This window comes from Geothrix sp. 21YS21S-4, from assembly GCF_030845995.1.
Taxonomy (GTDB): Bacteria; Acidobacteriota; Holophagae; order Holophagales; family Holophagaceae; genus Geothrix.
The window spans coordinates 2,034,285-2,048,378 of record NZ_CP132719.1 but is presented as its reverse complement, the minus strand read 5'-3'; the positions used below and the strand labels follow the sequence as shown (position 1 = coordinate 2,048,378).

Sequence of the window (14,094 nt, the reverse complement as noted above, 5' to 3'; positions counted from 1 at the left end):
TCCTTAAGACGGAGAAACGCCGGGAAGGGTGAACAGGAACGTCGCGCCCTGGCCCGGTTGAGATTCCGCCCAGATGCTTCCGCCATGCCGGTGGACGATGCGCTGGACCGTCGCCAGCCCGATGCCCAGGCCCGGGAACTCGTCCTGGCGATGGAGCCGCTGGAAGGGTTTGAACAGCTTGGCCGCGTAGGCCATGTTGAACCCCGCTCCGTTGTCGGAAACCTTCAGGACGGGCTTTTCCTCTTCCTCGACGGCCTCGAACCGGATTTCCGGCGCGGCGGTGCGGGCGGTGTACTTCCAGGCGTTCCCCAGGAGGTTCCTCAGAAGGGCCTCCAGCATCCGCGGATCGCCCTGGGCCTGGAGGCCGGGTTCGATGCGCCAGGTCACGTTCCGGCCGGGTTCCCCCTGTTCAAGTTCCCGTCCCACGCGCTCCGCCAGCTCGCTGAGATCCACGTCCATCTTTTGGACCTCCCCGCGGCTGATCCGGGACAGCACCAGCAATCCGTCGATGAGTTCCCCCATCCGCTGGCTCCCCAGGGCGATCTGGGCCAGGTAGCCCTTGGCCTCGTCGGGCAGGAGGTCGCCGAAATCCTCCTCCAGGGCCTGGCTGAACCCGCCCATCGCCCTCAGCGGGGCGCGCAGGTCGTGGGAGACCGCGTAGGAGAAGGCCTCCATCTCGGTGTTGGCGGCCTGCAGCTCCCGGGTGCGCTCTTCCACGCGGCGCTCCAGGTCCGCGTTCAGCCGACGGATCTCGGCCTCGGCTTCCTTCCGATCGGTGATGTCCTGGATGGACCCTTGGAGGCGGATCACGCGCCCCCCTTCGAGGACGGGTTCGCCCTGGCTGCGCACCCATTTGGTGATCCCCCGGGCGGTCACCAGTTCCGCTTCCAGGTCGTAGGGGCGGCCCAGCTCGATGGCTTCCCGCACCGCCTGCTCCATGGCGAGCCGATGTTCGCCGTGGAAGAAGCTGAGCCCCCGCGCCGCGGAGGTGGGCTCGTCGGGATCCAGGTCGTGGATCCGCGCGACTTCGCCCGTCCAGGTGCCCTGCCCGGTGGCGATCTCGAACTCCCAGCCGCCCACCTTCGCCAGGCGGCTGGTGCGGGCCAGCATCTCCGAACTGGACCGGAGGGCGGCCTGGTTCCGGCGGCGGGTTCCCAGATGGGTGGCCACCCGCGCCAGCAGCTCGTCGAACTGGAAAGGCTTGCACAGGAAATCCGTGGCGCCGCGCTGCAGGACCCTCAGCGACAGCTCGTCATCCACCCGGGCCGTCAGGAGGATGATCGGGGTGTCCTGGAAGTGGGGGTCCTGGCGGAGGATGTCGAGCAGCCGGTCGCCCGTCATTCCGGGCATCATCACGTCGGTCAGGATGAGGTCGGGCTGGATCTGGCGGGCGAGGTCCAGCCCTTCCTGCCCGTGGCTCGCTACCGTGACGCGGTAGGTGCGCCCCAGGGTGGTGGCGAGCAGATCCCGCAGGTCCGCGTGGTCCTCCACGAGGAGGATCATGGGCGCATCCTCCGGGAGGACCTGGGCCGTCGAGGGATCCGCTGTCTCCGGACCCGACAGGAGAAGGGGCACCACCGACTCGGGTGTTTCGACGGCGGCCTGGATCTGCGTCCCTTCGGGCGCGCGCAGGGGCAGGCTCACCAGGAAGCGGGCGCCGCCTTCGGGGCCTTGATCCAGGGTGACGCTGCCCCCGTGGAGCAGGACGAATTCCTTGACGATCGCCAGTCCCAGGCCGGTCCCGCCGGCCTGCCGCGCGGAGCCGCCGTCCACCTGCCGGAACCGATCGAAAACGGCCCCCCGCATCGCCTCGGGGATGCCCGGTCCGCTGTCCCGGACCTCCAGGAGGAGCTGGTCCCCTTGGGCGGCGAGGGTCACGGTGACCTGGCCGTCGCTGGGCGTGAACTTGAACGCGTTGGCCAGGAGGTTGGCCAGGATCCGCCGGAGCTTCTCGGGATCGATCTCGGCCGTCAATTCCGCAGGAACATCGACCTCGAAGTGCGTCCTCCGGCCGGCGGCCAGGCTTTCGAAACGGGCGCATTCGAGCCGGACCAGCTTCGCCACGTCGGCCCGCGACCGCAGGATGCTCATGTGGCCCGCGTCCACTTTGGCCACGTCCAGAAGGTCGTTCACGTGGCCCAGGAGCACCTGGGCATTGCGGTAGATCCGCTCCAGATCGGCCCGCAGCCCCGATTCAAGCGAGGGGTCGGCGAGGCGCTGGGCCACGGGAGCCAGGACCAGGGTCAGGGGCGTCCGCAATTCATGGCTGACGTTGGAGAAGAACTGGGTCTTGAGGTCGTCCAGTTCCTGCATCTTCGCGTAGAGGCGGGCCAGCTCCTCGTTGGCGAGCTTGAGCTGGGCGCTGGCGTCGGCCACCTCCTGGGCGCGGAGCATGACCTCGGCTTCCACCTGCATTTCCCGCTGACTCGCGGCGTCGGGTTGGGCTCCTTCGAGGGCCGCAGGCTGCTCCTGCCTGCGCAGGAATTCGGTGACGTCCTCGGCCCGGTGGATGATCCACGCCAGCCGGCCTTCGGCGTCGCGCACCGGGGTGTTGGCGCAGCTCCAGTAGCGGGTCTCGAACGCCCCTCCTTCGGCCTCTGGCTTGCGGACGTCGTACTTCTGGATGGGCATGGGGTCCGATTGTCCCGTCTGCAGGACCCGCTGGAGGGAGACGCGAAGGTTGCGGACGCCCTGGGTGTTGGGGTCGTCGGGGTTGTCGGGGAACACCTCGAACAGTCCGCGGCCCACGACGGAGTTGCGCTGGATCAGGGTGCCCGAGGCATAGGCGTCGCTGACCGACACGATTCGGAACGCGGGATCCAAAACCATGTACATGGCGGGGGCCGCCTCGAACAGGGCCCGGAAATCAGGTGCCTGCCACGTGGTCGAGAGGGGCTGGAGAGGCGGGCCCCCCGTCTGGCCCATTGCCAGGTCGCTGGGGGGGATGTCCGGAAGGGGTCCGGAAGGCGTCATTGCCATCCTCCTGAACCTGAAAAATGCGAAGTTTGAAGGATCATTTACAAGGGGTGGGGAACCTCGATTTTTTATCGGCCAATCCGATCCGGAAATCAAGAATTCGGACAAAATGACATGACCGGGTCGTGCTTTTTGGGCTTTTGAATGGATTCGGCGCTTCTTTTTCATGCATGAATCCAGCCACATGCGGACTTTGATGCTCCCGGGGCACGCATTCATTTATCCAAAGGAGGAGGGGGTCGATAGGGAGGGGGGCGCCTTCCCGCCGAAAGGAGACCATGGCACCTGACGACGCTTTCCGGGGCACGGGCGGATCCCAGCGGGTCGCCTTGGAGGAGGGGCTCGACCTCCTGGGGGTTCCCTGCTGGCAGGTGGGGGCGGACGGGCGGTGCGAGGGCGTGAACCGGGCCTGGCTGGAGTTCACCGGGGCTGCGGAACCCTCCGAGCCTTCCCAGGCCTGGTGGGAGGCGATCCATCCCGAGGATGCGGAGCGCACCCGCGGGGAGATCGAGGCCGGGCTCCGGAGCGGGGGCGCGTTCACGCTGGACTACCGCCTGAGGAGCGCCGGAGGCGGCTACCACTGGATGGTGGACCGGGCGACGCCGATGGACGAGCCCGCCTCCCGCTGGCTCGTGGTGGGGACGGACGACACCCGGACGCGGGCGGCGGAGGCCCGGACCGCGCGGCTGGGCAGCCTCTACGGCGCCCTGGCCCGGATGAAGCGGGCCCTGGGCCAGGAGACCAGCCCCGCGGCCGTCTTCGACGAGGCCTGCCGGATCGCCGTGGAAACCGGGCAGTTCCAGGCGGCGTGGGTGGGGATCCTGGATCCCGTCACCCGTCTGGTCATCCCCACGGTCCTCGCGGGCGCCCTCGACCGCATGACTCACGAGGAGATGTGGGCGTTCCTGCAGAAGGTGAAGCTCACGGACCGCCCTGACCGACCGGAAGGGCAGGGGTTGGTAGGGCCCTGCTGCCGGGAAGCCCGGTTGATGGTCTCCAACGACATCTGGAGCGACGAACGGCTGCGCCCCTGGTGGGAGGCCGCGGAGAGCTACGGGATGCGCGCCTCGGCGGTCTTTCCGCTGCTGGGCCGGGGGCAGGTGCGGGGCGTGCTCGCCCTCTACTCCTCCCAGGCGGGGGCCTTCGATCCGGAAGTGCTGGACCTCCTGGAGCGCCTGTCCGAGGAAGCCTCTCTCGCCCTGGAGCGCCTGGAGCAGGCCCAGCGCTGGTCGGACACGGAGGCCCGGCTCCGGCGTTCCGAACGGCTGTTCGGAGCCACCCTGGACAACCTCACCGCAGCCATCGCCATCCTGGACGAGAAGGGGACGATCCTCGCCGTGAACGCCGCCTGGACGGACTCCCACGACACCTCGAACCCCTTCGTGTACGGGCTCGGGCCGGGGGCGGACTACGTCGCCGTGTGCGGTGCGCTCCGGGAGGGCGGCCCCCTGGCGGAAGCCGCCGTCGGCATCCTGGACGTCCTGGGGGGAGGCCGGAAGGTCTTCAGCGTGGATTACCTGGGGGCCGGGGCGTCCAAGCTCTGGTACACCAGCCGCTCCACGCGCTTCGAGGATGGGGGATTCACCCGGACGGTGGTGGCCCATCGCGAGATCACCAGCCGGAAGGACGTGGAAGAGCGCCTCCGGCAGAGCGAGACCCTGTTCCGCCTGATCACCGAGAACGCGGTGGACCTCATCGCCCTTACCGAGGCCGACGGCCGCCGGCTGTACTCCAGCCCTTCCTACCAGACCGTCCTGGGGGGCATCGGCACGGAGCTCGATTCCGCGCCCCTGGAGGTGGTCCATCCCGAGGATCGGGAGCGGGTGAAGCGCACCTTCCAGTTGATCGCCGGAGAGGGCTTCGAAGCCGCCACCACCGAGTACCGGATGCATCGCCGCGACGGGAGCTACAGCCTGTACGAAGCGAGGCTGACGGCCATCCGCGATCCGGCCAACGGGCCCACGCGGATCCTGGTCGTCGCCCGGGACATCTCCGACCGCGAGGCCGCGGAGAAGGAGCGCCAGCGCATCGAGGTCCAGCTGCGCCACGCGCAGAAGCTGGAATCCATCGGCCACCTGGCCGCGGGGGTCGCCCACGAGATCAACACGCCGACTCAGTACATCGGGGACAACCTCCGGTTCATCCACGATGCGCTGAAGGACGTCTTCTCCGTGATCGACGAAGCCATGGCCCTGGTCGCGGAGGTGGATCCCGCCGCCGGTCCCGGCCTCCTGCGGATCGCCAAACGATCGGAGGAAGCGGACCTGGACTACCTCCGGAACGAACTTCCCAAGGCCATCGAGCAGTCGCTGGAGGGCGTCAACCGGGTGGCCAAGATCGTGGGCGCGATGAAGGCCTTCTCCCATCCCGGGGGGGAGGACAAGGCGCCCGCGGACCTGAACCACGCCATCGAGAGCACCATCACCGTCTCGCGGAACGAATGGAAGTACGTGGCGGACCTGGTGCTGGACCTCGATCGCGACCTGCCCGAGGTGCCCTGCCTGCTGGGCGAGGTCAACCAGGTGGTCCTGAACCTCATCGTCAACGCGGCCCATGCCATCTCCGATGTGGTGGGCCGGTCCGGGAAGAAGGGCACCATCACGATCCGCACCCGCCGCGAGGAGAACTGCGTGGCGGTGGAGGTGGGGGACACCGGCGGGGGCATTCCCGCGGCGATCCAGGGGCGCGTGTTCGATCCGTTCTTCACCACGAAAGAAGTGGGTCGGGGTTCCGGCCAGGGCCTCTCCATCGCCCATTCGGTGGTGGTGGACAAGCACGGAGGCAGCATCCAGTTCGAATCCGAAGAAGGGAAGGGCACTCTGTTCACCTTCCGCCTGCCGCTGGCGGCGAAGGCCCCCAAGGAATGAGTCGATGAAGAAGCGCGTTCTGTTCGTGGACGACGAGCCCCTGGTGCTGGAAGGCCTGGAGCGCACCATGCGTCCCCTCCGAGCCGAGTGGGACATGGCCTTCATCCCGAGCGGGGAACTGGCCCTGGACGCCATGGCGGCCCTGCCCTACGACGTGGTCGTGTCCGACATGCAGATGCCGGGAATGAGCGGCGCGGAGTTCCTGCGGCAGGTCAAGGAACGCCATCCCACCACGGTCCGGATCGCCCTGTCGGGCCACGCGGACCAGGAGCTGGCGCTGCGGGGAATGGACGCGGCCCACCAGTACCTGTCGAAGCCCTGCGATCCCGCCCTCCTGAAGGCCCGGATCCAGCAGGTGGGGGAACTCGGCGTGGGGATGGCGGACCGGGGGATCCTGGGACTCGTGTCCCGCATCGACCGGTTTCCCAGTCCGCCGGAACTCTATCTGCGCCTGGTCCACGCCATGGAAACGGAGAAGTGCGGGACGGAGGATCTGGGCCGGATCGTGGCCGACGATCCGGGCATGTCCGCCAAGCTGCTGAAGCTCGCCAATTCCGCCTTCTTCGGGCTCCACCGGCAGGTGGCCAGCCCCATCGAGGCGGTGGCTTTCCTGGGGGCGGACACCCTCCGTTCGCTGGTGCTGGCCCACGGGATCTTCGGAGGGGCTCCCCCCCTCATCACCAAGAACCTCACCATCCAAGAGATCTGGTCCCACAGCCTCCACGTGGGAATGGGCGCCAAGGTCATCGCCGGGATGGAGGGGTTGTCCCGGGCGCAGCAGGAAGTGGCCTACGCGGCGGGGCTCCTCCACGACCTGGGGATCCTGGTCCTGGCGAGCTGGGCTCCCAAGGAATACGACGAGATTCTGGGCCAGGCCCGGGCGGGGGAAGTCGTCCTGGATCATGCGGAACAAAAGGCGTTCGGCGCCACCCACAGCGACCTGGGGGGGTACCTCATGGACCTGTGGGGCCTTCCCGAGGCGCTTTCCCGGGCGGCGGCCTTCCATCACCGGCCCTCCCTGGCCCATCACGCCTCGTTCTCCCCGGTCTCGGCGGTGCACGTGGCCGAATCCCTGGCCTGGAGCCTGGACGGGTCGCCCGGCTTCGAGGCGGCCCAGTTGGATATGGACCACTTTCAGGCCGTAGGAAGGAGCGACCGATTGGAGGAGTGGAGGCAGGTCATGGCGACGGCCTGTGCCGAGGAGGCTCCCCTATGAATCAGCGCGTGCTGCTGGTGGACGACGACGAGAACATCCTCGCCGGCTACCACCGCATCCTCCGCAAGCGGTTCGACCTGGACGTGGCGCTGGGGGCGCCCCAGGCCCTGATCGCCCTGGAGAAGCACGGGCCCTACGCCGTCCTGATGGCCGACATGCAGATGCCCGGGATGAACGGCGTGGATCTCCTCAAGAAGGTGCAGGAGCGCTGGCCGCAGACCATCCGCCTGATGCTCACGGGCAACCTCGACCAGAAGACGGCGATGGAGGCCATCAACCAGGGCCACGTCTTTCGCTTCCTGACGAAGCCCTGCTCGCCGGAAGACCTCGGGACCGTGCTGGATTCCGCCGTCCGCCAGTACGCCCTGGAGACCGCCGAGCGGGAGCTGCTGGAGCAGACCCTCACCGGCAGCTTGAAGGTGCTCACCGAGATCCTGGCGGTGAGCGATCCCTATGCCTTCGGCCGGGCCGAGGTGGTCCGCCAGCGGGCGGTGGAGGTCGCCGAGAGGCTGGACATGGAGCGGATCTGGGAGATCCGGGTGGCCTGCATGATGGCCCCTCTGGGCCTGGTGACCGTCCCCCACGGCGCCCTGGAGAAGGAGCGCCGGGGCGAGCCTCTCACGCCCCCGGAAAAGGAGGCCATGCAGCGGATCCCGGAGTTCGGCGCCCAGCTCCTGGCCCGGATTCCCCGCCTGGAGGGCGTGGCCGAAATCGTCCGGTACCAGAACAAGAGCTACGCCGGCGCGGGCTATCCGCCCGACGGCGTGAAGGGCGAGGACATTCCGTTGGGGGCCCGGATCCTCAAGGCGGTGGGGGATTTCCAGGACATCGAGGATCGGCGCGGCTCCCGGGTGGTGGCCCTGGAGCACCTGAAGCTCCGCCGGGGTTGGTACGATCCCGTGGTTCTCCAGGCGTTGGAGGATCTCTACGGCACCGGCCAGCAGGAGCCCGATCCCGAGCGGCCCCGGGCGGTCACGGTCAAGGATCTGCTGCCGGGGATGGTCCTCACCTCCGACGTGAAGACCCGCATGGGGATGCTCGTCGCGTTGGAAGGTACCAACTTGATGTACTCCCACATCGAAAAGCTGAGGAACTTCGCGCGCATCGTCGGGTTGGTGGAACCCCTGTTCGTGCGCGGAGGGGAATGACGGCCTCCATGGGGCGCGTGAAGGAGCGCAACGGCTCCCGCCTCATCCTGGCGGCGGTGCTTTTGCTGTCCGCCTGCGCCCGCGGCCCCCAGTCCCAGCCTCAACCTCCGTCCCGGCGCCCCTCGCCGCCGAAAGCCCCGGCGCGGCCGCTCGCGCGAGTGGGCTACACCCTGCAGGCGGGGGCCTTCGCGAAGGTGGAGAACGCGGCCCGCTTCGCCCAGGCGCTCCAGGCCCGGGGATTGGAAGCCGACTACTACGGCTCCGACGACGGGCTGTACCGCGTGCGCTTCGGGGACTTCCCCACCCGCGACAAAGCACGGGTCAAGGGCGAGGCCCTGAAAGCCGCCGGGATCATCGACGCCTTCTGGGTGGTGGCGCCGGACGGCTCGGCTCCCGGGGCCGGCGGTCGCGCCTACGTCCATCCCGCCGAGGAGGGCGGCTTGCGGGCGAGCCTGGCGGACACGGCCAAGGGCTATCTGGGCGTGCCCTACCTCTTCGGGGGAACCACGGATCGCGGATTCGACTGCAGCGGCCTCACGGGCGCCGTCTACCGCCTCAACGGCCTGCGCCTGCCGCGCTCGTCCCAGGCCCAGTTCGACGCGGGCCGACCCGTGGATCTGGAGGAAGCCCGCGCCGGGGACCTGGTCTTCTTCGCCACGGCGGGGGGCGACCGCGTGAGCCACGTGGGACTCTACCTGGGGCGGGGCGCTTTCATCCACGCCCCCCGCTCGGGCCAGAGCATCCGGCGGGACGACCTGTCGGAGCGCTACTACCAGCGCGCCTTTCTGGGCGCCCGGACCTACCTCTAGAAAAAGAATCGCGATTTTGGATCGATTTTTTAAAAACGGAACGAAAAGGGTTCTACACTGGAACTCGCTCCGTCAGTCGTGCGGGCAAAACAACGCGTTGCTGCCTCGCCTGGAAGGAACAATGCATCCATCTCCAGGTAAACGTACATAGGCAGGCAACATGGCTCAGGGAACCGTCAAGTGGTTCAACGCCGAAAAGGGTTTCGGATTCATCACCCCCGATGACGGTGGTGCGGATCTGTTCGTTCACCACTCCGCCATCGAGACCACGGGTTTCCGCACCCTGGACGAGAATCAGCGCGTCAGCTTCAACACGGGTCAGGGCCAGAAGGGCCCCCAGGCGACCAACGTCACCAAGATCTGACCTTCCTCTTTTCTGCGAATCGGCCTCCTTCGGGAGGCCGATTTGTTTTTGGCCAGCATTCTGGCATCCCTTTGGCGGTAGATCCCTTGTCCCGGTCGCTGACTGGGCGAGAGGTGCCCAATGGATCCTGGATACTACGTTGCCGCCGGAAGCTTGAAGGCCCGCGCCTTCCAGCTGGAGGTGGTGGCGAACAACCTGGCGAACGCGGCCACGGTGGGCTACAAGCCCGACCAGCCCTTCTTCGCCGTATTCAACAAGGCCGCCGGCAGCGGCCGGAACCTTCCCCTCAGCGGGCCCCTCAACGACGGCGTCGTGTTCGGCGAGACCGGCGTGGTCACGGATCAGGGCAACCTCCGCGCGACGGGCCGGCAACTGGACGTGGCCATCGAAGGCAACGCCTTCCTCACGGTGCAGACGCCGACCGGAACCCTCGTCACCCGGGACGGTCGCCTCCAGATCGGGCAGGACGGGCAGCTCCAGGCCATGGACGGCAATCCCGTGCTCGGCAAAAACGGCCAGCCCATCACAGTGGACGCCAAGAACGGCTCGCTGACCATCTCCGCAGATGGGACCGTCCAGCAGGGCGATCAGGCCCTCGGCCAACTGGACCTGAAGGCCTACGAAAAGGGCGGCTCCCTCAAGCGCGTGGGCGCCCTGCGGTTCGATCCCACCGGGGCGACCGAGGCGCCCGTGAAGGCCACCGTCACCCAGGGCCACCTGGAGCAGAGTTCGGTGGACACCGCCTCGACCATGGTCGAGATGATCCGGGTGAACCGGCTCTACGAATTGAGCATGAAGGTTGCCTCCACCCTCACCAACGACCTGGATTCCCGGTCGATCAACGACGTGGCCATTTCCCGCTAGCCCATTCGATTTCAGCGACGTTTCCGGAGGTTCCCCATGATGCGCGCAATGTGGTCGGCCGCGGCCGGCATGAATGTCCAGCAGTTCAACATGGACACCATCTCCAACAACCTGGCGAACGTGAACACCACCGGGTTCAAGAAGGCCCGGGCCGAGTTCCAGGATCTGCTCTACCAGACGGTGAACCTGGCCGGCACCAGTTCCAGCACGAGCACGTCGATCCCGGCGGGCATCCAGCTCGGCCACGGCGCCAAGCTCCAGAGCCTGATGCGCCAGTACACCACCGGCAACCTGCGCCAGACGTCGAACCGCTTCGACATGGCCATCGAGGGCGACGGGTTCTTCCGCGTCACCCTGCCGGACGGGACGCTGGGCTATACCCGGGACGGCAGCTTCACCACGGACCAGAACGGCGCCCTGGTGAACGCGGCGGGCTACCAGTTGGATCCCCAGATCACCATCCCCCAGGACGCCCTCAGCGTGACCATCGCCGGCGACGGCACCGTGACCGTCACCCAGCCGGGCCAGACCCAGCCCCAGCAGGTGGGCCAGATCACCCTGTCGCACTTCATCAACCCCACGGGCCTGAATCAGCTCGGCAAGAACCTCATGCAGCCCACCCTGGCGAGCGGGGAGGCCATCGACGGGACTCCGGGCTCGGACGGCCTGGGCACGCTCAACCAGGGCTTCCTGGAGGTCTCCAACGTGGACGTCGCGGAGGAGATGGTGAACATGATCATCGGCCAGCGGGCCTACGAGGCGAACTCGAAGACCATCCGCACCGTGGACGACATGCTCAGCCTCCTGAACAACCTCAAGCGGTAGGCTCCATGCGCGCCGCCGTGTTCCTTCTCCTCGCGCCGGTTCTGGCGGCCCAGGCGGTCCCTTCGCCGCCGGAGCGCCTGGCGGACGCGGCCCTGGCCTTCGCCCAGCGCGAGGCGAGCGCCCTCGGCGGGGAGCACAAGTTCAAGGTGGCGCAGCCCCCTCGCGTGCCCCTCATCACGCGGCCCGGGACGCTCGTGTTCGAGCCCTCCCACCTCAGCAAGCGGGAGCCCGTGGGGCGGTTCTTCGTCGTCGTGGCCCTCAAGGTGGACGGCGAGAGGGTCGGAACGGCCCGGGTCGATCTGGAGGGCACCTGGGTGGGCAACGTTCTCCGCGCCAAGGGCGATCTGGCCCGCAAGACGGAGCTGGCCGCCGACCAGGTGGAATCCGCCCCCTTCGAGGGCATTCCTCCGGAAGGCGCCTTGACCGAGATCCCCGAGGGCCAGCGCCTGATGCGCGCCGTGGCGGCGGGCAAGATCCTCACCCGCGCCGACCTGGAACCCATTCCCCTGGTCCAGTCCGGCGACAAGGTCCGGCTGACCGCGACGCACGAATCGCTCACCATCAGCGTGGACGCCACGGCCCGCAGCCGCGGAGGCCTGGGCGACCGGGTGCGGGTGGAGGCCCCCGGCGCCAAGCGCCAGGTGACGGCGATCGTGACGGGTCCCGGCGAGGCCACGCTCATCCGCTGACGCGGGGGTTTTTCTCCCTTTCCCCTTGGTACGGAAGGCTTCGGACCGTATTCTGGTCCCTTGCGCAAGGAGAAGCCCATGGCTCATGAAGGTCACGAACACGGACCGGACTGCAATCACGATCACGATGATTCCTTCGAAATCGAAGTCGTCGAGCTCGAGGACGAGAACGGCGAAAAGGAGGAATTCGCAATCCTGGAAGAGCTGGAGTTCGAGGGCCGCAATTTCGCCATCCTCGCGCCCCTGGCCGAGCTGCAGGCCCAGGAAGAAGGCACCGCCGATCCCGAAGAGGGCCTGAGCCTGGAGATCTTCGAGGTGAAGGACGAGATGTTCACGCCCCTCGAGGACGAGGAACTGGCCGAGCGCCTGATGAAGCACCTGGACGACCAGGAAGCCAAGCTCCGCGCCGAGGAAGACAAGGACTGAGCCTTTTCCGCTCCATGAAGAAGGCCCCCGGATCGGGGGCCTTCTTCTTTTTTTGACAATCGATCTCCAGCTTCCGCTAGGCTGTTCGACATCCTTTCGTCCGATCTTTGCTTCCGTAAAGGCGATTTGCCCCCGGCTTCCGTCTCGGAAAATCCCGGCCCCTGCCTTTCGCAGGAGCCGGACGGGGTGTTCCCGATGTCGAGTGCCTGGTCTGCCGGCGACCCCGGCGCATGGAGATGGAGGATGGCATGAAGCTCAACACGCCCGTGACCCAGACGGAGCGGCTCCTGGAAGCGGGAAAGCCGATCGTCACGAAGACGGACCTGAAGGGCCGGATCATCTACGCCAACGACTCGTTCGTGCACGTGAGCGGCTTCGGGCGCGAGGAGCTGATCGGCGCGGACCACAACATCGTCCGCCACCCGGACATGCCCGCCGAGGCCTTCGAGGACCTGTGGCGCAACCTGCACGCGGGCCTGCCGTGGCGGGGGCTCGTCAAGAACCGCGCGAAGAACGGCGACTTCTACTGGGTGGACGCCTACATCACGCCCATCACGGACCGTGGCGCGCCCGTGGGCTACATCTCCGTCCGCTCCGCTCCGGACCGGTCCGCCGTGGACGAGGCGGAGCGGCTCTACCAGGCCGTGCGGGAAAAGCGGGCGGGCTTCCCCACCCGCCGGGCTCCCGTGGGGCGGAGCTGGTCGTTGCCGGTGGTGGGAGCCCTGTGCCTCCTGGCCGCCGCGCTGGCCGTGGCTGGAAACCGCGCGGGAGGGAACGTGGGATTCCTCTGCACGGCGGGTGCGGTCGTCCTCCTGGCCGCGTTGCCGCTTTTCCTCCAGCGCTGGGTGTTCGGCCCCCTGCGCGAGATCCGGCGCCTCCTCCGGTCCATCGACGAAGGGCGCCTGAGCGAGAACACCGCGATCCGGCCCGGGCCCTGCGCGGACGTCCTCATGCAGCTCGAGACCCTGCGCATCCACCTCAAGGCGATGTTCTGCGATGTGCTAATCAACACCGAGCGGGTGGAGCACAATGCCGTGGTGCTCGCCGAGGACATGCAGCGGATGGTGGTCACCACCGTGGCCCAGGGCGAGCAGCTCAACGGCGTGGCGGCGGCCACCCAGCAGATGAGCGTGGCGGTGCAGGAGATCTCCACCAACACCGACCAGAGCATGCGCGCCGTGACGGAAACCACGGAACTGGCGGAAAAGGGCCGGCTCGCCGTGGAGCACGAGATCGAAGCCAGCCGCCGCCTCATGGACGTGGTCAAGGCCTCCCACGCCCAGCTCCTGCGCGTGAACCGGTCGGTGGAGGAGGTCTCCTCCGTCGCCCGGCTGATCCACGAGATCGCCGACCAGACCAACCTCCTGGCGCTCAACGCCGCCATCGAGGCGGCGCGCGCGGGCGAGCAGGGGCGCGGGTTCGCCGTGGTGGCCGACGAGGTCCGCAAGCTGGCCGAGCGCACCGCCACCAGCACCCGCACCATCGCCGGGACCATCGCGGCCATCCGGGCCGATTCCCACGATGCGGTGGCGGCCATGGAACAGGCGGTCCGCGACGCCACGCACACCTCCGCCGAGATCGAGGTGACGGGCGGCAACCTCGAACGGATCGTCGGCGCCTCCGAGCGGTCCGACAACCTGGGGCGGGAGGTGAAGCACATGCTCCAGCAGCAGTCCTCCGCTTCCAACGTGATCGCCAACACCATGGAGCGCCTGGCCGCCACGGTGGACGAGAACAACAACGCCATCCAGCTGGTGGGAGAGGCCAGCGAAGAGCTGCGCTTCACCTCCGAGGAACTGCGCCGCCTCACCCAGCACATGCGCTCCGCCCTGGCCTGAGCGGAGGATTCCCTCCCTCGCATCTGGCGTCCACCACCCGGGGCACGATCCCTACGCTCCACCTGCCGCAGG

The 14,094-nt window shown here is 67.9% G+C and carries 11 protein-coding genes; 10 read left to right on the top strand and 1 reads right to left on the bottom strand.

Features of this window, described 5'->3' with window-relative positions; genetic code table 11:
* Positions 1-3: 3 nt before the first annotated feature.
* Positions 4-2,973, bottom strand: coding sequence for a hybrid sensor histidine kinase/response regulator (locus RAH39_RS09305; protein WP_306589821.1), 2,970 nt, complete (start codon positions 2,971-2,973; stop codon positions 4-6).
* A 281-nt stretch (positions 2,974-3,254) separates the two neighbouring features.
* Between RAH39_RS09305 and RAH39_RS09300 the strand changes: the two genes are divergently transcribed.
* The 10 genes from RAH39_RS09300 (at position 3,255) to RAH39_RS09255 (ending at position 14,022) form a co-directional block, all read left to right on the top strand.
* On the top strand, positions 3,255-5,843 hold the full coding sequence (locus RAH39_RS09300) for a PAS domain S-box protein (protein WP_306589820.1): 2,589 nt from the start codon (positions 3,255-3,257) through the stop codon (positions 5,841-5,843).
* A 4-nt stretch (positions 5,844-5,847) separates the two neighbouring features.
* On the top strand, positions 5,848-7,059 hold the full coding sequence (locus RAH39_RS09295) for a response regulator (protein ID WP_306589819.1): 1,212 nt from the start codon (positions 5,848-5,850) through the stop codon (positions 7,057-7,059).
* Entirely contained in the window at positions 7,056-8,207 is a 1,152-nt protein-coding gene (locus RAH39_RS09290; RefSeq protein ID WP_306589818.1) for an HD domain-containing phosphohydrolase, read from the top strand. Before RAH39_RS09295 ends, RAH39_RS09290 begins: the two co-directional genes overlap by 4 nt.
* Positions 8,204-9,016, top strand: a complete 813-nt coding sequence (locus tag RAH39_RS09285) for a C40 family peptidase (protein ID WP_306589817.1) — start codon at positions 8,204-8,206, stop codon at positions 9,014-9,016. The genes RAH39_RS09290 and RAH39_RS09285 overlap by 4 nt, the downstream gene beginning before the upstream one ends.
* 160 nt (positions 9,017-9,176) lie before the next feature.
* The gene (locus tag RAH39_RS09280) at positions 9,177-9,380 is read left to right on the top strand and encodes a cold-shock protein (protein ID WP_306589816.1); all 204 of its coding nucleotides are present in this window, start codon (positions 9,177-9,179) and stop codon (positions 9,378-9,380) included.
* A gap of 120 nt (positions 9,381-9,500) precedes the next feature.
* The gene (locus RAH39_RS09275) at positions 9,501-10,244 is read left to right on the top strand and encodes a flagellar hook-basal body protein (protein WP_306589815.1); all 744 of its coding nucleotides are present in this window, start codon (positions 9,501-9,503) and stop codon (positions 10,242-10,244) included.
* A gap of 36 nt (positions 10,245-10,280) precedes the next feature.
* Positions 10,281-11,069 carry a flagellar basal-body rod protein FlgG gene (flgG, locus tag RAH39_RS09270; RefSeq protein ID WP_306589814.1) on the top strand — a complete coding sequence of 263 codons (789 nt, stop codon included), beginning with the start codon at positions 10,281-10,283 and terminating at the stop codon, positions 11,067-11,069.
* A gap of 5 nt (positions 11,070-11,074) precedes the next feature.
* Positions 11,075-11,758, top strand: coding sequence for a flagellar basal body P-ring formation chaperone FlgA (gene flgA, locus RAH39_RS09265; RefSeq protein ID WP_306589813.1), 684 nt, complete (start codon positions 11,075-11,077; stop codon positions 11,756-11,758).
* A gap of 78 nt (positions 11,759-11,836) precedes the next feature.
* Positions 11,837-12,184 (top strand): DUF1292 domain-containing protein, encoded by a 348-nt coding sequence (locus RAH39_RS09260; protein ID WP_306589812.1) that lies wholly within the window; start codon positions 11,837-11,839, stop codon positions 12,182-12,184.
* 248 nt (positions 12,185-12,432) lie between these two features.
* Positions 12,433-14,022, top strand: coding sequence for a methyl-accepting chemotaxis protein (locus tag RAH39_RS09255; RefSeq protein WP_306589811.1), 1,590 nt, complete (start codon positions 12,433-12,435; stop codon positions 14,020-14,022).
* Positions 14,023-14,094 lie beyond the last annotated feature (72 nt).